Here is a 21,615-nt window from a genome sequence, read left to right as displayed (position 1 = left end):
ATGCATAAGTCTTAATCAATTAAACGTAATAAGAATTTGTGCTTCGACTTGATTACGATAACAAGTTTAATATGTGAGGTATTGCAATGGTTTTGAACCGATTACAGGATTCCGGGGAACCAATTCAGACAGTTCCTGACGTTCAAAGAACAACGTTTTCTTTAGATGGTGTATCGCGTTTTGTTTGCAATACTTGGGAAGAGATTCTTGGGGCTCAAGGAGGCGGACAATTTGATGCAATTGTTATTGGCTCGGGGATGTATGGAGCCTACACAGCAGCAAAGCTATTTGAATTTGGCAGGCGGATGGATCAACAAAATCAAGCTCCTCGAGTTTTGGTTTTGGAGTCAGGTCCTTTTTTAATTACCGAGCACGTACAAAACTTAACTCGTATTGGTAATATTGGCTCTTTAGTCTTAGAAAACTTAGTTGAACCAGGACAAACTAACGAAAACACTTTTGTACAACATCATCGCTGTATTGGTGGAAAGTCTTTATTTTGGGGAGGCTGGTCTCCGCGCCTCGTAGAAGAAGATTTAGACAAAGTCGATACAGATGGGGATTTGCTTTGGCCTGATGATGTCAAAGAATATCTGTTTCAAAATAATCAACAGGATGGATATGAATATATTGAACGCGAAATAGGTGCTTACCCAGTTCAAGATTTTATTCGGGGTCCTTTATATGAAAATTTAAAAACTAAGAGTGAAGAAGTTGTCAGTGACAACAAAGTTAATTCTCTCAAAGCTGTATTAGCACCACCCATTGCAGTTCAAGGAGAGACTCCAGGATCTGGGTTATTCAGTCTTGATAAATTTAGCAGCCTTCCTTTACTATTGGACTCGATCCGTGAAGATGCTGAAATTAGTGGTGGAAGTGATGCACAGCGCAAGTTGTTCTTGGTTCCCTATGCAGAAGTTTTAAAACTGGAAACTGTTAATGGGCGCGTAACTCAAGTTGTAGTGGCATTAATCGATCCGGCTAACCCCCAGGATAAGAGTAAAGCTCGCGTAGTACGTTTGGATCTCAAACCAAGCGCAATGGTAGTCATTGCAGGAAACACCATTAATTCCACCAGGTTAGCTTTAAATTCTTTCCCTCGCCCACAGCAATTAGCTCCAACAGGAGAATTAATGGGGCGCAATTTAATGTTTCACGTCCGCGATAATTTTACTTGGCGCATCAGACGGGATGCTCTTAATCTCCCCCAACCAGATCCTACCGTCATCAAAACGGCAGCCCTTCATATTACTGGTTCCACACAGACAAACCAAGGCGTGGGACAATTTCACTTTCAATTTTACGCTGCTCCTAATATGGATGTTCCTGTCTTTCCCGGTGCCAGTAAAGATCCAGAAAGATTTCTTTACCAAATGGTGCCGAACATCGAAGATGTGGAATCAATTCGGGAAGCACAGCGAGGAATTGGTAACGACCGCATTGTAGTCAGAATTCGTACCGTGGGCGAAACCTTTGGCGATCGCACCAGTCCCGTTGGTAGTAATCCCAATGTCAGTTGGATAGGTGTCAATCCCTTTGGAGGAACAGGGGACGATGTATACGGTACAGAACAACTTCGAGTTCCCAAAGCCTATGTAAATTTAGTAGAAAATAGTGACGATGTAGCCGTTCGTAATAACCAATCTCAAGCAGCGTTTGCTTTTATTGAAGCTTTAACAAATCAGCCCTCAGGAAGTGCGGGGATTCAAGATCCAAACGCACCCATTGAATACTGTGGAGGAGGTGCAGACGGTATTGGTACCACTTATCATGAGTCAGGTACTTTGTGGATAGGTACAGATTATACCAAGTCTGTTACGGATGCCAATGGTCGTTTTCACCACGTGAGCAACTGTTATTGCGTGGATCAGTCAATTTTCCCCACCGTAGGTTCAGCCAATCCAGTTCCAACTGGCATAGCCCTATCCCGCAAAATTGCCGGTTCAATTATCGAACGTTATCAGTCTGTTGATTTTGTTGGAGATGAACCAGGATTTCAAACCTTGTATAGTGGAAACTTCCTTAATGACGGCTGGAAAATTACAAGTTTGGGAAGTCAAAACTTCTTTGATGTTTCCAATCAACCTTATCCCGTACTTGGTGCAGGACTTGGTAATAATAATGTTTCCTTGGGTGTAGTCTGGTTTACACGCCAAAAGTTTCAGGATTTTATCCTCAAGTTAGATTGGCGGGCTTTCGATATAGAAGCTAATTCGGGAATTTTCTTACGGATGCCAGATCCGGAGACATTAAATGCTAATGATTTTTATGATTCCAGCATTGAAGTTCAAATTGACGAACAGGGATACGACTTTACCAACGACATCTACGGAAGTCCCCTGCACAAGACAGGATCTGTCTACGAAATTTTCCCCGCTCAGCGTTGGGCTGCAAAAGTTTTTCAATCTCGTAATTCAGGAAAAACAAACTGTTGGAATAGTTATGAAATTAGAGTTCAAGGTAATGAAATCGAGGTCAAATTAAACGATCTATTAGTTAGTTCCGGAACTTTTGCCGAACTTCTAGGTTTTGACGCTCCCAGCGACGGTAATAAAAAGCGTTCCGAAGGTTACATTGGGTTGCAATGTCATACTGAGGTTGTGCAATTCCGTAATATTCGGATTCGGGAATTGTAATCCGGGTTCAACTTGATGTGAGTAATTGGTAATTGGTAATTGGTAATTGGTAATTGGTAATTGGTAATTGGTAATTGGTAATTGGTATACGCTCCCGTTTCTTCGGGACTAATGGTAATTACATTATTAATTTTTTATCGCTGCTGTGTGCTGTTGCGCCCTACTTACGCTAACATTACTTGTTACTTATTACTCATTACTTATTACTCATTACTCATTACTTATTACTCATTACTTATTACTTATTACTCATTACTTATTACTCATTACTTATTACTCATTACTCATAAAGGATAACTTTTAGTTAAAAACTCTTTTGCCTCAATCTTATTGGTAATTTCTCCATCCAAAGTAGCAGACAACAAATCATCTAAAATCTGCTTATATTTTGGTCCTGGTTTGTAACCGAATTTTTTCAAATCGTTCCCATTAAAAATTGGTTGAACATTTGCTAAAACAGTCGCATAATGCCAAATTTGCTGTCTAATTTTACGCGGACTGCGTAGAGCAATTAAAATCAGCATAGGTAAATCGTAATGCCTTAATAGCTTAACAATTTGGCTGGAGCGATCGCACTCTGGTAAAGACTCCAAGACTATTTCTTGGGTTGAAGCTAAATTTTGCAAACGTCTAATACTTTCATCTTGTAACTGAAGATTTTTAGCCACTAAGTAACGATATTCTGGTTTGAGAAAAGCAATTATTGCTTCTATGCGCATTTGCCAATGAACAAACCTTTGCTGCTCGGGGTCAAAGCGTTGCAAACAACGTTCCATTAACCGCAACTGGCGCAAAAGTTCGTCGTCTAACTTCAGTGTAGGATGGATACACTGTAATGCTCCCAAGTCCCCTAATAACTGTAAAGCAACTTTCCAGTAAGAAGCTTGGAGGATATGTTTTAATTCTGCTTTTAAACGAGTTTGTAGAGCTGGTGCTTTATGATTTTCCTTCGTTGTGCGATCGTAAACACCGCTTTCGATCGCATAACGGATATATTCTTCAGTTTGGCACTCAATTGTAAAACCGAGACGAACAGCGAAGCGAACAGCGCGATAAATACGAGTCGGATCTTCAATAAAGCTATTAACGTGTAAAACCCGAATTTGCTTGGCGTGTAAATCTAATAAACCACCAAAGAAATCCATCAATTTCCCTGGGCGAGGTGGTGTAAGTCGCAACGCCAGAGCATTGATCGTGAAATCCCGTCGATATAAATCTTGCCGAATAGAACTAGCTTCTACTTCTGGATTTGCTGCAGGATAAGGGTAAAATTCTGTTCTTGCAGTTGCGATATCTACCCACATAGAACCCAATACTGGATCTTTGCGCCAGAGCAAAGCAGCAGTTTGAAAAGAACCATGAACTTCCAAACGGGTATTAGGATAAATTTCTTGAAGTGCTTTTGCTAGTTCTACCCCAGCACCAACATCAGCAGCACTGTGAAAACCATCCACTACCATGTCAATATCTTGAATTAGCAAAGGTTCATTGGGATTTGCTAACAACAGATCGCGTACTGCTCCCCCAACCAAGTAAAGATGCCATCCCCGTTGCTTTGCTTGCAATGATGCTTTGGTGAGAAATTCCCACAGGGGAGGTGCAAGGCGAGAACGTAGTTCTCCTAAAGTCGGTAAATTAACTCGATCTTCTACGAGTCCGCTATCTCCTTCTCCGTTTCTTCCTTCTGAAGCTTCTCTTTCCTGATGTAATTCCCGCAAAACATCCGTACGAGTGACAATACCAACTAGGCGTTCGTTTTCCAATACCGGTAAGCGCCCAATATCGTAAGTTACCATCAAGGACTCAATTTGTGGCAGCGTAGTATCTGGCGTAATAGTCTTAAGATTTTTTGTCATGTAGCCCTTAACGGGTGCATGGGGGAAACGGTGATGCAGGGCAATATCTAGATCGCGTCGAGAAATAATTCCCACCAAATGTTTTTTCCCGTCAACTACTGATAAACCCGAATGTCCGTAACGCAATAAAGTGCGATGAGCTTCCTCAATAGTAGTTTGTGGGAGAATCGTGCGTACCGGTGAAGACATTAAATCCCTAGCAGTTGGGGGATGGGGAATAATCGCCCTTAACTCTTCCAAAACTTCATTTAGTATTGTTTTAGCATCTGCATTCCGCAAGCTTAATGAAGCAGCTTGAGCGTGACCTCCTCCACCTAATCCCTTGAAAATATCATTGAGGTTACTATTCTTAATTCGCGATCGCCCAATGATGCTCAAACGGTTATTACCATCTTGCTTTATATTATTTACCAGAATTAAAGCATCAATTTCTGTCAATTCCAATAACTCTGATGCCAAAGTAGACAATCCCGGTACAAAATTATCAGTATTCAAAGTTACCCAAGCAATTTTATACCCTCGAATTTCTTGAGTTTGCAAATTATCCAATGCAAGGGTTAACAGTTGTTGTAATTCTGTAGACAAGCCAGGTTCTGCATACTCAGCAACAATAGACAAACTTGCACCTTGCTCCATCAGCCAAGCTAAAGCCAAAGCATCCCGCGATGTCGCCAAGTCGTAAGTTAGTGAACCAGTATCAGCGTGAATACCCAAAGCCATCACCGTTGCTTCTGAAGGCGTCAGGGAAATTTGCTGCTGCTGTAATTGTTCAACAATCAACGTTGTTACCGCACCCACCCGTGAAATATAAGATTTGGTCGCAGGAAGATCTAACTTTTGCTCTAAGTGATGGTCGTAAACAATTACTTCTTTAATATTGGGTAAATCAAACCACTCTGCAACCTTTCCTAAGCGATCGCGTTGTTGAGTATCCACCACAGCCAGAGTACGTATATCATGGGGATTTACCGAACGTCTTTCAATTAGGGGATATTCATCGCGATGCAAAGCCAAAAATTCCCGCACACCTGGATGACTACCTCCAGGTAACACTATCTTGCTACCAGGTAATAAAAGTCTGAGCCCGACTGCTGCTCCCAAAGCATCAAAATCGGCTGTTGTATGACAGAGAATTAAATCCATAACGGGCAATGAACCTCTATTCTGATTAGAGTAGCGCGATCGTAGAACATTTCCCAATCCCCATATGCCTAACGCCACGCTAACGCTAACGCCGTTAGGCGCGGGCTCACCCCAATCCCTAATCCCCAATCCCTAATCCCCATATGCCGCTTGCGGCGGCACGCAGTGCTATCCCCAATCCCTAATCCCCATATGCCGCTTGCGGCGGGCACGCAGTGCTATCCCCAATCCCCAACCTTGAAAAAGCCCACTGGGAGTGCGAGAATCAATAAATAGGTATCATTTGTGCTGCACGATATTTTATCTTTGATAATAAACAAGCATTTTTGGGAAAAGGGAAAATGACTATCCTGTTTCAAATTTCTTTATTAGCTTTAGTAGCTCTCTCATTCGTGATGGTAATTGGGGTTCCTGTTGCTTATGCAACTCCTCAAAATTGGGTTGAATCAAAAAAATTACTCTGGATTGGTTCTGGAGTTTGGGTTCTTTTAGTAGCGTTAGTTGGAATATTAAACTTTTTCGTAATTTAGGCGACTGCTTCTAATTCAAATATACAAATAGCATGGGAATAGAGGGACTGAGAAACCCAAGACAAAATAAATCTTGAGTTAATGAAATGGGGTCCAACTGAGAAAGATCCTAATTCACTGTTTCTTAATTTTTATTTTTTCTTGTTTTCCAATCTCTGTTCCCATCGTTTTCGAGAAACACATGTATATTTGCAAGAAGTATAGTGAATTAATTAACGCACAATGGCAGTTTTTGAGGGAACTTTTACTCAAGCAGAACCATTGCATTTTGCAGTGGTAATTGGTCGCTTCAATGACCTGGTGACCAACAAACTGCTAGCAGGATGTCAAGATTGCTTGAAACGTCATGGTATTGACGTAAACCCCAACGGCTCTCAAGTAGATTATGTTTGGGTTCCAGGTAGTTTTGAAGTCCCACTAGTTGCTCGACAATTAGCAACCTCAGGTCGTTACGACGCAGTTATTTGTTTGGGAGCAGTAATCCGCGGACAAACTCCCCATTTTGATTACGTATCTTCAGAAGTGGCAAAAGGTATTGCAGCAGCAGCGTTTCAAACGGGAGTTCCGGTCATTTTCGGTGTTTTAACCGCCGATACCATGCAACAAGCTTTGGAACGTGCTGGAATTAAGAGCAACCACGGCTGGGATTATGCAATGAACGCTTTGGAAATGGGTAGCTTAATGCGACAGTTGCGTTCTTCTGGAACTCAAGCATATCCTAGCAGTACTCAATCTTTAGCGCCTTCTCTTAGCAATACTGCTGCATTAGGGGAGTTTTCCACAGATACTCCACCCAAGGGCTAAGCTGGCAACTAGATATTTTCTATCTAGTTTATCCATAACAGGAGGCAGGAGAATAACTTAATGGGGATTTACAAGGTAAATATGGGAGTTTGAACTTCTAAGTCCTGACTCCTGACTCCTATACTCCTAACTCCTGACCTCCTAAAATAATATTCTCAATCAACGCTTGACAAATTAAATTGACTTTGCAATAATTATCAAAGGTTGATTATGCGGGTATAGCTCAGTGGTAGAGCGTCACCTTGCCAAGGTGAATGTCGCGCGTTCGAATCGCGTTACCCGCTCTGAATTTCAGTTTAATAAACTTGTATACAAAAGTAAACTTAACTGATTGTGGTAAGTATTACGTAATTAGTTTGTTATAAGAGATAGACGGATCCATTTTTAACTAGTTCATGTATTTTTAATTATTTTGAAAGTAAATGCATTAGATCGATTTTTAGAATGGAAAGGTGAGTTTTGCGATCACATAAGGCAACCCGAAATTCTCAATCCAATCTTTTTCCTCTAATAGAAGTAGAAAAATAATATTGGAACTATAAGAGCTCATAAAATTAATTTACGGCCAATGTAAATTAAAAGTTGACACGATTTAACTTCATGAAAATAATCACAAAAGTGATTTAGAAAAAACTTGAAATCCTTGATGTTACAAGTGCACATTTAATTTAATTCACATGTTTACGTAATTTAGGAAAATAATTGAATTAAAGCTTGTGTTTCTTGTAGCTCCACGAGCATTCCTAACTTGTCAAACGCTCTGACTGCCTGTTTTGCCCAATCGCAGGCGACTTTTAAATTACCTCGTTTTTGCTCTAGGTTTGCTAGAGAGCGTTTTGTATATGCTTGAGTACATTCATCTTGATTGTTCTTAGCGACTTGCAAAGCTTCTGTCAAAAGCAACTGTGCTTTATGTAAGTCGCCTTCTTGAATAGCAATATCTGCTAAAAAATCTTTGGCAAGACAAATTGCTCTTTGCCAGCCAATAGTTTGGGCTTTATCCACAATTTGTTGAAATAACTCCTGACTAAGTTTGTAATTACCTGTTTTATAGTAAATTTCGCCTTTATAGTAGGAAATATTTATCGATAATCGAACTGCAATAGATGATGGAACTTCCTCACTATCCAGTAAACTTTCAGCACGTTCGAGCCATTGTTCTGCTTTTTGTAATTGCTTTTGCTGAATATGCCATACAGCAATATGATTCGCTAAATTGACTTGCCAATCAACTGTTTGATATTGGCGCAATCCCCAAGCTTGGGTGAACAATTTATTTGCCGCAGCGAGGCATGAAGGTTGTGCCATTAAAGTCAACTTCCATCCCCGTTCGGCTATCACTTCAATAAAAGTTGCTGAATCTTCAAACTTTTGGGCGTTAATAGTGAGCCACTCCAACCATCCTAAAGCTGCATCCCAATACTTGAGTCGATTACGACGACGATATCCTTGCGAGTAAGTGTAACATTTTACGTTACGCCACATTTCGCAGACATCATCATAACGTTCTTTCTTAATACACCATTGAATTACTTCGGTGATGTTATCCCATTCAGCAGCTAAATCTTGATAATTTTGCCACTCACGCCAATCTTTACCACCATGTTTGTGAGTAAAGTCCAAATACCAATTAACCCAACGATTGCGAACCAAAGCTGCTAGTTGGGGATTTGTTGCCATTTTCGAGAGTACATATTCACGGGTCAACGGCTGGATAACATATCTCCCTTGTTGATGAATAATCAAAGATAATTGTTGTAAGCGGGCTAAATCGTTTGCTGCAATATGTTCGTTTATAGCAGCCACAACACATACTGCTTGTTTAGTTGGAGGTTTAACAAATACTGCCAACGCCATTAACAGTTGATAGGCTGTTTGTCCTTCAATATGCTGCATTGAACCCTCAAAGTAAAAGCGGCAATAATCTCCCCGATAGCTTCTTAACTGGGAAGTAATTGATTGAATACTATAACCCGCACAGAGCAGACGAATGGCGTAATTAATCGCAGCAGGTATACCACTAGTAATTTTATAAATTTCTAAAGACTTATCTAAACCTAAGGTAACACCGTTTTGATTAGCTTGTTCTTGAATCAATATTAAAGTCTCAGTTTGAGTCAAACCTGTTAGATGGACTGCTGTGAAAGGTGTTTTTTCTCGACTTATGAGTGCGATTTTAACTGTGGATGGCAATTCATAAAGAAAACTGAGAATTTTTTGCTGTTCTTCTAGATTCTCAAAGTTATCAATGATTAGTAAAGTCCGTTTGTTACTTAAATGCTTCCATATTTGTTGATAATTTTCTTCAAAGTTGTCAGTAAATATCCCTTCACAGCCAACAATACGAGCAATTGTTTTTAAGATATCAGCAAAGTTTTTTTCTCCACGCCAACGGGGCACAATTCCACATTCTGTAAAATACTGAGTTTTTCCACTGGTAAAGATAATCGCTTCAAAATCAGGCAAACTTTCTCCAGGATCTTGCCAAACTAGATTTTTTTGTGAGACTTGCAAAATTTTTGAACCTTGCAAAAAACGATATACTACATCCAAAATTAAGGCTGTTTTTCCAATCCCACCTAGTCCTTCAATTGAAATACGAGCATTGGGATTTTTCCACGAAAGTAAATCCAGAAGTTTGTTTAATTCCCATTCCCGTCCAACTAATTCTGCACGGTCGCGATTAGGCAAATTATGTTTTAGTTTGAACTGTGACTGTTCGGACTGAGTTTTAGTTCTATGTATAATTAAATCAGGCTGTGAATCTAACAGAAATTTTTGTTCCCTTGTAGTTTCTCTATCATCACGAACTTCTTCTGTATTGAGCCAACCATCTTCACCGGCTAGCCCTTTCATTTTTAGTTCTTTTTGTTCTTGTTGATAGATTCGCTGCTGAATAACAGCTTTAACATTAGCTTTAGTAACTTTTTCTGATAAAACTTGAGATAAAAGTTGCCAAAGTTTTGGCCCAATGTCATTTTTCAAATATTCAAGGGTATAATTATTTTCCGCCGCAATTTGTGAATATTTTTTTCCCTGCCAAGTCCCAAAAAGTACTAATATCTCAATATTTGATAAATGTTTACCAGTTTTAGAAACGACTAGTTCGTCTACTAGACCTAAAACTTGTTTAAAAGTAATATCGTTCGAGAAAAAATCATTTTTTTTATTACTCATTCACCCTATAATTTTGGTATTTTACGACAACAATAATTTCCATCATATTTGATGCAAAAAGTATTTTATTTTTTTAAGGCACTCGGAATTCTAATTAATTTCCTTTCAAGAGTATAGCTACTTTAAAAATTAGGAAAATAAGATAGTATAACTACTAATTTTACTACTGAAATCAATTTATAACTAATATTAAATAACTTGATCGTTGTCAAAATTCTATATTAGACAACACTTGTTTTATTCTGAATAATTATTTGTGACAATCTCATATACATTTATTTATTGTTTTTCATAATTTGACAATATATTATATGTTGTTGCCAAAACTGTAACCGCTAACTTGCCAAGTCGTGGAAAATGTCATAGTCGAAATCAGGATTGTGACGATAATAGTGGTGATATTGGACAAGTTAATGAATAGTTCTCGCACAAATTTTCTTCAAAGGCGTTACGGCGTGAGTCTTGGTAGACGTTACGTACTAGCAGCAACTAGCGTTGTTTTAATGAGTGTACTAGGTTACTCGCAGATAAATGGTAGCACGAGTGCTGTTGCTGAATCTCCTTTGCCTAATACAGAAGCTCCACCTTTAACCCCAATGACAAAGCCAGAACAAAAAATTGTTGCAGCTAACACCAAGTTTGGCTTTAAATTATTTGCAGAAATTCTTAAAGAACAAAAGGAAGAAAATATTTTTATTTCTCCTTCCAGCATCGCTATGGTTTTAGCAATGACCTACAACGGTGCTAGTGGTTCGACCCAAAAAGTAATGGCTCACGCCTTAGAGCTAAAGGGTCTAAACCTACAACAGATTAATAATGGCTATGCGGAATTGAAAAAATTATTGGTCAATCCAGACGAGAAGGTAAAGCTCGATATTGCTAATTCTCTCTGGTTAAATCAAGGTTTTAAACTTAGCCCCGAGTTTCTTCAAAGAAATCAGAATTTTTATCAAGCTGAAATTACCAATCTAAATTTTAAAGATCCCAACTCAGTAAAAACAGTAAATAGATGGGTAAAAGAAAATACCCAAGGTAAAATAGATAAAATTCTTGAAAGAATAAACAACGATGATGTATTATTCCTTATCAATGCTATTTATTTTAAAGGTAGCTGGAATAAAGAATTTGATCGCACAAAAACCCAAGAATTACCTTTTACATTGGCATCAGGTAAACAAAAACTACACCCCATGATGTCACAAAGCGATGAATACAAATACTACGAAACTGAAAAATTTCAATCTGTAAGTTTACCCTACGGTGAAGACGAACGAATCAGCTTTTATGTATTTTTACCCAAGGAAAATTCTAGTTTGCAAGAATTTTATCAAAGTTTAAACGCTTCGAATTGGGGTAAATGGATGACCCAGTTTAAGAAACGGCAAGGTTCAATTCGTCTACCACGTTTTAAGACAGAGTACGATATTACTCTCAACAAAACATTAAGTGCTTTGGGAATGAGGGAAGCTTTTACAGAGAAAGCAAATTTTTCTGAGATGGGAAATAATCTTGCCATTTCTGAAGTGAAGCATAAAACTTTTGTAGAAGTAAATGAAGAAGGTACAGAAGCTGCAGCTACTACTTCTGTTGGAGTCGTACCACTTTCTGCTCCTATTGAAAAACCATTTCAAATGATTGTTAGTCGCCCCTTCTTTTATGCAATTCGGGATAACAAAACAGGAAGCTTATTATTCGTGGGTTCAATAGTCGAACCTAATGTCTAAATAAATATTGAAAGTAAAAATTGCTATTATCTCCTAATGATAGTTAATTTCAAACTTTGAGTTGTGCCTGAACTGTTTTTGTTAATTTTAGTAAGTAAGGCTGAACAGACACATACACCTGTGAGAACTGTTCTGTGTAAATGTCAATAGTCAATAAAATTTTGCTTCGAAATAGTGCTTCTTTTAGGTAACATAAACGATTGATATCAGGGCTGCGACTATCTTAATGGTACTGATACTTGATTTGGTTGTTCCTCTACAATCTCATCAGCTGAGTCAACGTTATCAGTAGGCATTGGGCGTAAAAAAGTTAAGATAGACTTGATTACCACAGCGATTGGAACAGCCACAACAACACCCAAAAGCCCAGCAATTCTAGCTCCACACAAAACTGAAATTACTACCCAAACTGGATTTAACCCTGTAAAACTACCTAATATCCGGGGTCCAATTAAGTTTTCCAGAATTTGCTGAATAATAACTGCTGCGAGTAAAACCCTCATTCCCATCCAAAAGTCCTGTAACGTGACAAGGGAAGTTGTCACAGCAATACCTACAGTACCTCCAAAGGGAACCAGCGCCATCAAGCCAATTGTTAAACCAAATAATAAACCGAATGGTACTTTCAACCATAAAAAAGTAGATATTAGTGCCGATGCCATACAAACCGATAGTATCAGTTGAGTAATAAAGAAATTTTGAAAACTCAAGCGGATAGTTTCGGAAAAATGCTCGCGAAATTTGGTAGGTAACCAATATATTAAACTAGACCAAAGCTCACCTCCATGTTGTAAAAGATAAAAAGTTAAGACCATTGTCAAAACAAAATCTAGCAGACTTGTGACCGTAATCACTGCCAAGTTCAAAACTTGTCCGGCGATCGCCTGCAGTTCTCCTTTGACACGATCATTAATTTGTACTACTAAAGCATCTAAATTTAGAGGTAATCCTAAAGTATCTGCTTTTTCATTTAGCATCATTAATTGCGAACGCCCAGAATCTATCAAATCTGGTAAGCGAGCAACAAGTTGCTGTGCTTGGGTTAAAGCCAAGGGGAAAAGGGTCACGCCTAATGCTAATAAAATTGATAAGGCAATCAAAAATACTAAGATTGCTACCGGTTCTCGCCTAACACCTTGACGTTCCAACCAGCTAACGGGATAGTTAAGCAGAAACGCTAAAACTGATGCTCCGACTAAAATAACAATTAAGGAATGAAAATAGTTGAAAATAGCTAAAAGTGCCCAGCCATTAAGTACTAATAGTGGCGTTAATAAAGTAGCTGCGGCTATTCGTACTATCGGCGTAAGTGTCTGCCACCATTGGAGGAGCTTACCTGTCTGCATCTGCTGATTGCGGGATACAACGAAATAAATTTCTTTTCTACAATTTCTTTTTTACAACTCTTTTTTACAAGTGAAGAACGTCAGCTAAATTTTTCATTACTCATTTTAGATTAATAATTCCCCTAATTTATAATTACATACTTAGAAATGAACCATACAGAAAGCGCAAACAGAACTTATAACACCAACGATACATCATATCCTTCCCAATATTTACTTTTATATTTAATTCCCGTCATAGGTTTTTTCCCATCTTTATGGACTCTTTATCGCAGACAAGGTAGTAGGGAAAAGCTTAGTATCAGTCGACTATCAGTTACTTTAGCCCTTATATGGGTTGTAGGGTATATTTTCCTAGCAAGTGGAACTGCATCCTTCAACTCAAACTTATTTGCAGTACGCTTGCTTATCCTCAATAGCTTTTTTACTTCTAGTTATTTTTTGGTTAGTATTTGGTTAATGCTCCGAATATCTAAAAACAAATATAAAGGTTTGCCAGGATTTAGCCAGCTTGCCGATCAAATATTAGGTAAGTATTTGTCCTAACCTTCACTTAAGGTCTTAACATTTAAAATTTATTATAGGTGTTTGATTATAGTCATTGATTCAAATACTGACTTAAGTGCAATGAAAGTGATAGTACAAGAGTGTAAATTTAGTCAAATGTGAGTAAGAATTGTCATACTTTAATAAAACATCACAACGTCTCCGGATTCATAGAAAAAATAAGAGAAATACTGCTATAAGTGTTTTGATTGACACGGAAGTGGGAAATTTCCCACTGATAATTAGTAGTTAGTTATTATGGGTTAATTCATTAAATTGGTTTCTAATTTGACCATATCTATCAGTAAGTGTGAGGAAATAAGTGACTATTCACAAAAGCTCAGCGCAGGATAAGCATTCGGCTAGCACTTCCAAAACGGGTACAAGAAATACCCAAAAAGCAAAATCAGGACGTTGGTTGTGGTTTTGGGTAGGAATGAGTGGAGTTGCCATGGTGTCAGCCACTGCAGGGGCACTGCTCGCTGTTTCATTGACAAGCACACCCCTCATGCAAGCCAATCTCAGTCCGGATGAAGCTGCGGTATTTGAAAGTGATCGGATTGCCGGTGGTGGGCTGCGTTTTTCAGAATTAACTCGCCCTGTCAACATTTTGGTCATGGGGATGAGTGTATTACCACCAGATAGCCGTCAAGTCTCTGTTGACACCAAAGAACTAGGATACTTGCCTCAGGTTAATGCATTTGATGGTCTTGCTGATGTAATGCTGCTAATCAGATTCGAGCCACAGCAGAAAAAAATTGTCATGCTTTCCATTCCCAGGGATACTCGCGCTACAGTCGAAGGGTATGGCAAAAGAAAAATTAACTCTGCAAACCTCGTCGGCGGTCCAGCATTAACAGCAACCACAGTAAGTAATCTTTTAGACAACGTAGCAATTGACCGTTATATCCGAATTAATGTTTTGGGTGTTGGTAAATTAATTGACGCTCTAGGGGGTGTAACAGTTTACGTTCCTAAAGATATGAAATATCAAGATGATTCTCAACATCTTTACATCAATTTGAAAAAAGGGGAACAACATCTTGACGGCGACAAAGCACTCCAACTACTACGTTTTCGTCATGATAATAAGGGAGATATTGGTCGCATTCAACGCCAACAAATGGTGATGCGAGCATTGATAGATCAATCTCTTAATCCCGCTACTTTAGCAAGATTACCTCATATCCTTAATGTTGTTCAGTCCCATTTGGACACCAATTTAACTCTGGAAGAACTATTAGCACTTGCTAGTTTTGGCGTCCGAACCAATCGCTCTAATATGGAAATGTTGATGCTACCTGGTCGTTTTAGCCAAAAAAGTGAATTTAATGCTAGTTATTGGATACCAAACAAAGATCGTATTTCTAATCTAATGGTGCGTAATTTTGGGTTGGAATCAGATGCTCCGTTACAGGTAAGGGATCCATCTTCTTTAAGAATAGCGATTCAAGATAGTACTGATAGCAGTCGTGCTGAACTTCGACCTTTAATTCGAGGTTTACAAAAGGCAGGTTATAACAATATTCATATATCTAGCCCATGGAGTATTCCTTTACAAGAAACTCATATTGTTGCCCAAAAAGGTGACGGAGACAGCGCTGAGTTAATTCGAAACACTTTAGGCTTTGGAGAGGTAAGGGTTGAAAGTACTGGTACCCTAAGTTCCGATATTAGTATCCAGTTGGGTCAAGATTGGTTAAAAAATAAAGATTTATTGGATGAAAAGTAATGCTAAAGCAACAATCATTAATTATTTCTTGTTTTGGCGACCTATTTATTATTGTGTAGCCAAAAAAAATGGACTACACGTATTATCTGGGGTAGATGCCGCATATACAAATAATAGTTTGCGAACCAAAAAAAATCAGAAATATTTTGCTGTCCTGCTGTTTTATTTAGACAAGATATAAATTAGTCAACGAAAAATTAAAACTATTTATCAAATCAATTAAAACTTTCAAATGATTTCATTTATCAAAATTTAAATTTAAATCACAATTAAATTCAGTTTAAATTTAAAATTTAATCTAAAATCAAATAGAAAATCTAAAATTAAATTCACAATTAAATTCAACATGGGAGATTGTCGCAATTTACCGTGTATTTTCAGTTATGCGATCCAATCTTGTAAAATCGGATTCACTAACGAAGGAGCTTCATCTTGAGGACAATGTCCTACACCTTCCAAAGGAATAAATTTTTTGACTTGTGGATAATTAGCTAATTCCCTTCCTAAATCTATTGGTTCCCAAGGGTCGTCAGTTCCCCATAAAATAATTACAGGACTCGAAAGTTTTGGTAAAAGGTCTTCTGCTAGAGGTCCACTTGAGTATGCGGTAAACGCAAGGAAAACATCTGCTGCTCCCGGATCGCTAGCAGGTTCCATAATAATGTCAATTAATTCTTCCGTAACCGCATTATCATCAACATAAGCTTGTTGAAGAACTTTCTTCACTGTTCTACGTTTAGCTATTTGATTAAAAAAGAATTTACCAACTGTTCGAAAAGTCAAAATTTTCTGTAATATCGGAGTTCCCAAACGACGACTCAATGGTAAGTTTTCTCGTTTTCGCTCGTGAAGTAATCGTAAGGAGCAATTAAGTAGAGCAACTCCTAACGATATATCAGGCTTGATCGCAGCAGCTTGCATAATCGCAATACAGCCAATAGAATTCCCCACGAGATAGGCTGCTTCACCGACTACTTGCTGGCAAAAATCTTTGATCTGCTGACCCCAAGTATCAAAGGTATAGTTAATTTCCGTAGCTGGGGACGGTTTAGCCGAACCACCAAAACCGATTAAATCTAAAGCGTAAACACGGCATTTTTGTGCTAGTACGGGAATATTTTTTCGCCAGTGACCCCAAGATGCGCCAAAGCCATGTACTAACACAACGGCTGGTCCTGATTCTCCCTGCTGTTGATAACATATGGGGAAACCCTGCCAAATCCAGGTTTTTACAGGATTTAATCCCAACTCAGAAGCAAAAGTGGTCATTGATTTAAATTCAGTGGTAATCCGAAAGCTCAATATTAATTTTATGTTTATCTGTATCAGGTTTGGCTTTGAATTTACTCAAATTGCTTTCTATGGTGAGGAAATATTTATTTATATTCCGGTAGAAGTTTACCTAATTGAGCTAGAGGGGAAGTGAGGGGAGTGAGGGGAGAGTGGGGAGTATGGGAGTGTTGAAAGAAAAAAGATTTTGTTGGTTATTCATTGTCTTATTAGGAAAGAGTAATTCTAGATTTTAGATTGTGAGCCTTAAATCTTGAATTTTTAGATCTTGAACTTTGTTAGTACATAGATTTTGGCTTTTACACATAACACAACAAAAAATTGACACAAGTATTTATTCACTTAAATATAAAGAAAATAACATTTTTTATACACAAAAATACTAAGTATTAATACTTAAGTAAATAAATATTTTTTAAGTACGGGTTATACATGACGATCGCAGGCTAATTCCATGAAGAGAGATAGATAGTATGAATCTTTTTATTTATATTTAAATCAGAATATTTTTTGGAATACAATATATTCTAATTTTATTTTTTTGTATTTTATAATTTAGTTTATCTTTGAACAATGATTAAAATAAGAGTTCCAATAGTTTTCATGGTAATTTAGCATTTTTTCTTAAATACAATATTTATTCCCAAACAAAATATAAGTACTTTTGTATAGTAAAAGTCATTTTTCCTATCAAACTAGATAATATTATTTTGCCATTAGCATCTTGAATAATCTTCAAAATGTTAGCTTCTAATATTTTCATACATATTTATTATAAATACTACAAGATAAATAAGAATAATTAAATAATCAATATTAAACCTAAGTAAAAATAGATTATTTATGTTAAAAATTTACTAAATTATATGATACCTAAATAAAAATATTATTTATAAAAATAAAAAAATAAATAAACAACATCTAACTTTTTTCTTACAAGTTTCCCATAGTCGCAAACTATTGTGAACTAACATCAATGGATACCCTTCGATAGGACATTCAGTAGTTTTACAATTTACGGCTATTTAATTGAAACATAAAATTGAGAGATATCAGAGATTAACTTGGGTGTAACCTGAAATCTAATAAGGAAAGCCTAAATTAAAAAATATTATAAAAAATATTGATTTATTCCTAGTTCCTTCAAATCAGGGAAGATGACTAAATTAGAAAAAATGAACACTCCCGTTGGCAACTACGCACCAGATTTTGAACTCCCAGGTATTGATGAGCGAGTACATCACCTCCATCGTTACTTAAATCAATTCCAGGTGATTTGTGTCATCTCAATGTGTAATCAATGTCCTTATGTAAATCTATATTTAGAAAAACTGAAAAATATTCAAGCAGAATTTTCACAAAGAGGTTTTACTTCTATTGGAATGAATGGTGCTGATGCTCAAAATGAGCCCCAAGAAAGTTTTGAAAATATGAAAGCTTTTGCCCAAGAGCATAAATTGAATTTTCCTTATCTATGGGATTCAACACAAGATGTAACGCGCAGCTTTGGGGCAACTAAAACACCAATGGCATTCCTAATTGATAGAGATGGTGTAGTACGCTATAAGGGACAAATTGATAGTCACCCCCAAAATCAGACAGTTGCACATGTGAATTATCTCAAAGAGGCAATTATATCCTTGTTAAACAACAAAGTAATAATTACTACAGAGACAGAACCTTTCGGTACTCCTTTAGTATGGCGTAACTAGAGACATATATTCACCATGCTGCTATCTTAAATTGGAGGTCATTGCAACAATATTTTTTAGATCAAGCGTAACTTCATGGGAACACATTACCGACGGGTTTTACTGAAGCTGAGCGGTGAAGCCTTAATGGGAAATATGGGCTATGGAATAGATCCAGAAATCGTAAAGCGAATAGGCTCAGAAGTAGCAGAAGTGGTAGCCACTGGTGTTCAAATGGCTATTGTTGTGGGAGGTGGGAATATATTTCGTGGTGTCAAGGCCGCAGCAGGGGGTATGGACAGAGCAACTGCTGACTACATCGGGATGATTGCTACAGTAATGAATTCCCTGACACTACAAGATTCACTCGAACGAATCGGACTACAAACACGAGTCCAAACTGCGATCGCAATGCAGGAAGTCGCCGAGCCTTATATTCGTCGTCGAGCCATCCGTCATCTGGAAAAAGGACGGGTGGTTATTTTTGGTGCTGGTTCTGGGAACCCCTTCTTTACCACCGATACAACAGCAGCCTTAAGGGCAGCAGAAATCGATGCTGAGGTAATATTTAAAGCGACTAAAGTTGATGGGGTATATGATGCTGACCCCCACATATACCCTGAAGCAAAACGTTATCAGTCTCTTAACTATGGACATGTTTTAACTAATGATTTGCGAGTAATGGATAGTACCGCGATAGCCTTATGTAAGGAAAATAATATCCCGATTCTCATATTTGATATTTCGGTAAAGGGTAACATCTACCGAGCAGTCATGGGAGAATCGATTGGCACGCTTGTGGGAGGTTCTTGTGAAGTTAGCTGAAGCTGAGAGTACAATGCAAAAAAGTGTTGATGCGACTCAACGCGCATTTAACACTATTCGCACTGGTCGTGCCAATGCCAGCTTGTTAGATAAGGTGATGGTGGAATACTACGGTACCCCCACTTCTCTAAAATCCTTGGCAAATATTAGTACGCCTGATGCAACAACAATTTTAATTCAACCCTACGATCCTGGTAGTTTGAGCTTAATTGAAAGATCGATCTCCATGTCAGATGTGGGTTTGACACCGAATAACGATGGTTCTACCATCCGGCTGAATATACCCCCTTTGACGAGCGATCGTCGTAAAGAGTTGGTCAAAATAGCTGCCAAATACGCTGAAGAGGGACGTGTCGCTGTTCGGAATATCCGCCGTGATGCCCTTGACACTATTCGTAAGGATGAGAAAAATAGCGAACTCTCTGAAGATGAATCAAGGGATTTGCAAGACAAAGTACAAAAGTTGACAAATAAATATACCGCTAAAATCGATCAATTATTAGCGGACAAAGAAAAAGATATTACAACGGTATAAGTTGTCTGAAGGTAAAAGGTTTATAGGGATACGATCGCTTATCTCTACCTTTTACTTTTCTTTACTATGTCCAATATTGTCGTAGCTAAATATTATTGTCCCTGCCTATGGATGATTTCAGTAAGGCTGAAAATGATAGGGTTATTTCTAATATTATTGATATTTTTATTAAAATTTTATAAAATTCACATTTTACTTGGCAAAAAATTTGTAATCATTTTTAATATTTGCTTGTAACTTAAGTAGAGACAAAACTAAGTAAAGATAAAAGCATAATTCAAATACTATTTAAGATTTAGATAAATAATTAGCTCAAGGTCGATTAAGTCTAAGTTCAATTAAATCAAGGTCAATTAAATCAAGGTCAATTAACTCGAGGTCAAATAAAAAAACTAATCTGAGTAGCACGCGAAAAACATACTGAAATTTTCTGATTGCCAGGAATAAAGGTTAAGTCAAATTAAATACAATACTTTCTACTTTGTAAATCTAGTTTGTTTCAGCAATAAATTTCGGTGCCATTGCTTAAAGTTTCTCTCGAAGTGACCACACTTACATTCAAAATAAACACCGATAAGTAAATTAGTTCAGGAGCTAAGAATTAGTAGTATGTACGACTGTATTATTGTCGGAGCTGGACCTGCTGGTGGAAGTGCTGCATATCATCTTGCCAAACGCGGACGCTCAGTGCTGGTTTTAGAAAAAGAATCTTTACCTAGATATAAGCCCTGTGGTGGTGGCGTTTCACCTGCAATTGCGAAGTGGTTTGATTTTGACTTTAGCCCAGCAATTTCAGTAAAAGCAGATACCTTACGTTGTACGTGGAAAATGGAAGATCCAGTTGAGTCTAAGCTGGAAATTTCTGAGCCAGTCTGGATGGTACGACGAGATGTATTTGACAACTTTTTAATTGAGCAAGCGAAAAAACAAGGAGCCGAGCTTAAAGATAATACTGAAGTAAAAGGAATAGAGTTCAAGGGCGATCATTGGGAAGTAGACACCGGACATGGTCCTTTGAGTGCTCATTACTTAATTGCAGCAGATGGTGCAAAAGGTTCCATGGCGAAGTGGCTTGGTTTTAAAGAACGCAAACGACGCTTGGCTGCGGCTTTAGAAGCGGAAGTAAGTGCTGATATCAAAGATTCTTCTACGCTCCATTTTGAGTTTGGTTTAGTGAAAAATGGCTATATTTGGAATTTTCCTAAAGCAGATGGTTACTCTATTGGGGTAGGAACTTTCATTGGTGGTGGAAAACAAGATTTTAAGAAGATATTGGACCAATATGCTTCATCTTTTAATGTAGATGTTAAAAGTGCGAAGCAGTACGGTCACCCACTGTGTGTGTGGGATGGGAACCAAAAGCTACATACTCAAAATGCTATTTTGGCAGGAGAAGCAGCTTGTGTTGTCGATCCGTTTACTGCTGAGGGTATTCGTCCTTCGATTTTTAGTGGGATGAAAGCTGCAGAAGCTATTGACAAAGCCGTGGGTGGTGAAGCTGATGCTTTAGAAAAATACTCCCAAATCATTAATGATGAATGGGGTTCTGAAATGTCCTGGGCGAAGAAATTAGCCGGTGCATTTTATCGCTTTCCTGGAATTGGTTATAAAGTCGGAGTTAAGCGTCCTTCTGGCGCTCAAATCATGGGTAAAATTCTCTGTGGAGAATTACGATATGGTGAAGTTTCCGGTCGTGCTTTAAGGCGTTTAGTACCTTTTGGTGGATAATTAGAAGCTTGTTTGCACGCAGTTTTAAGCTGAGATTTGTGAATCTAAGTTT

The 21,615-nt window shown here is 37.9% G+C and carries 14 protein-coding genes and 1 tRNA gene; 11 read left to right on the top strand and 4 right to left on the bottom strand.

Annotated features, from left to right (window positions below):
• The first annotated feature begins 86 nt into the window (after nt 1–86).
• Nucleotides 87–2,636 carry a family 16 glycoside hydrolase gene (locus BC008_RS30225; protein WP_027844803.1) on the top strand — a complete coding sequence of 850 codons (2,550 nt, stop codon included), beginning with the start codon at nt 87–89 and terminating at the stop codon, nt 2,634–2,636.
• Nucleotides 2,637–2,920: 284 nt separating this feature from the next.
• Here BC008_RS30225 and BC008_RS30220 read toward each other — a convergent pair whose 3' ends face one another.
• Entirely contained in the window at nt 2,921–5,635 is a 2,715-nt protein-coding gene (locus tag BC008_RS30220) for a CBS domain-containing protein (RefSeq protein WP_027843832.1), read from the bottom strand.
• Between the two features lie 341 nt (nt 5,636–5,976).
• Here BC008_RS30220 and psbZ point away from each other — a divergent pair, with 341 nt between their 5' ends.
• The 3 genes from psbZ (at nt 5,977) to BC008_RS30205 (ending at nt 7,253) form a co-directional block, all read left to right on the top strand.
• Entirely contained in the window at nt 5,977–6,165 is a 189-nt protein-coding gene (gene psbZ, locus BC008_RS30215) for a photosystem II reaction center protein PsbZ (RefSeq protein ID WP_027843831.1), read from the top strand.
• Nucleotides 6,166–6,387: 222 nt separating this feature from the next.
• Complete coding sequence (gene ribH, locus BC008_RS30210; RefSeq protein WP_027843830.1) at nt 6,388–6,969, top strand: 6,7-dimethyl-8-ribityllumazine synthase; 582 nt, start codon at nt 6,388–6,390, stop codon at nt 6,967–6,969.
• Nucleotides 6,970–7,181: 212 nt separating this feature from the next.
• Nucleotides 7,182–7,253: transfer RNA gene (locus tag BC008_RS30205), tRNA-Gly, on the top strand.
• A 406-nt stretch (nt 7,254–7,659) separates the two neighbouring features.
• Here BC008_RS30205 and BC008_RS30200 read toward each other — a convergent pair.
• Nucleotides 7,660–10,146 carry an ATP-binding protein gene (locus BC008_RS30200; protein ID WP_027843829.1) on the bottom strand — a complete coding sequence of 829 codons (2,487 nt, stop codon included), beginning with the start codon at nt 10,144–10,146 and terminating at the stop codon, nt 7,660–7,662.
• 413 nt (nt 10,147–10,559) lie between these two features.
• Here BC008_RS30200 and BC008_RS30195 point away from each other — a divergent pair, with 413 nt between their 5' ends.
• Entirely contained in the window at nt 10,560–11,870 is a 1,311-nt protein-coding gene (locus BC008_RS30195) for a serpin family protein (protein WP_058184147.1), read from the top strand.
• Between the two features lie 218 nt (nt 11,871–12,088).
• On the opposite strand, the gene BC008_RS30190 is transcribed toward BC008_RS30195, so the two are convergent.
• Nucleotides 12,089–13,216, bottom strand: coding sequence for an AI-2E family transporter (locus BC008_RS30190; protein WP_027843827.1), 1,128 nt, complete (start codon nt 13,214–13,216; stop codon nt 12,089–12,091).
• Between the two features lie 147 nt (nt 13,217–13,363).
• Here BC008_RS30190 and BC008_RS30185 point away from each other — a divergent pair, with 147 nt between their 5' ends.
• Both BC008_RS30185 and BC008_RS30180 read left to right on the top strand, forming a co-directional pair.
• Nucleotides 13,364–13,762 carry a hypothetical protein gene (locus BC008_RS30185; protein ID WP_058184146.1) on the top strand — a complete coding sequence of 133 codons (399 nt, stop codon included), beginning with the start codon at nt 13,364–13,366 and terminating at the stop codon, nt 13,760–13,762.
• A 322-nt stretch (nt 13,763–14,084) separates the two neighbouring features.
• Nucleotides 14,085–15,494 carry an LCP family protein gene (locus BC008_RS30180; RefSeq protein ID WP_027843826.1) on the top strand — a complete coding sequence of 470 codons (1,410 nt, stop codon included), beginning with the start codon at nt 14,085–14,087 and terminating at the stop codon, nt 15,492–15,494.
• A gap of 381 nt (nt 15,495–15,875) precedes the next feature.
• Here BC008_RS30180 and BC008_RS30170 read toward each other — a convergent pair whose 3' ends face one another.
• On the bottom strand, nt 15,876–16,763 hold the full coding sequence (locus tag BC008_RS30170; protein ID WP_027843825.1) for an alpha/beta fold hydrolase: 888 nt from the start codon (nt 16,761–16,763) through the stop codon (nt 15,876–15,878).
• A gap of 1,178 nt (nt 16,764–17,941) precedes the next feature.
• Between BC008_RS30170 and BC008_RS30165 the strand changes: the two genes are divergently transcribed.
• The 4 genes from BC008_RS30165 (at nt 17,942) to BC008_RS30150 (ending at nt 21,563) form a co-directional block, all read left to right on the top strand.
• On the top strand, nt 17,942–18,496 hold the full coding sequence (locus tag BC008_RS30165; RefSeq protein ID WP_027843824.1) for a thioredoxin family protein: 555 nt from the start codon (nt 17,942–17,944) through the stop codon (nt 18,494–18,496).
• A 75-nt stretch (nt 18,497–18,571) separates the two neighbouring features.
• Nucleotides 18,572–19,300 (top strand): UMP kinase, encoded by a 729-nt coding sequence (gene pyrH, locus BC008_RS30160; protein ID WP_027843823.1) that lies wholly within the window; start codon nt 18,572–18,574, stop codon nt 19,298–19,300.
• Complete coding sequence (gene frr / locus BC008_RS30155; protein WP_027843822.1) at nt 19,287–19,835, top strand: ribosome recycling factor; 549 nt, start codon at nt 19,287–19,289, stop codon at nt 19,833–19,835. The genes pyrH and frr overlap by 14 nt, the downstream gene beginning before the upstream one ends.
• Nucleotides 19,836–20,444: 609 nt before the next feature.
• Nucleotides 20,445–21,563, top strand: coding sequence for a geranylgeranyl reductase family protein (locus BC008_RS30150; RefSeq protein WP_027843821.1), 1,119 nt, complete (start codon nt 20,445–20,447; stop codon nt 21,561–21,563).
• Nucleotides 21,564–21,615 lie beyond the last annotated feature (52 nt).

This window comes from Mastigocoleus testarum BC008 (assembly GCF_001456025.1).
In the GTDB taxonomy this organism is placed as follows: Bacteria; Cyanobacteriota; Cyanobacteriia; order Cyanobacteriales; family Nostocaceae; genus Mastigocoleus; species Mastigocoleus testarum.
The sequence above is the reverse complement of the archived record's forward strand: the minus strand, read 5'-3'. Positions and strand labels throughout refer to the sequence as shown.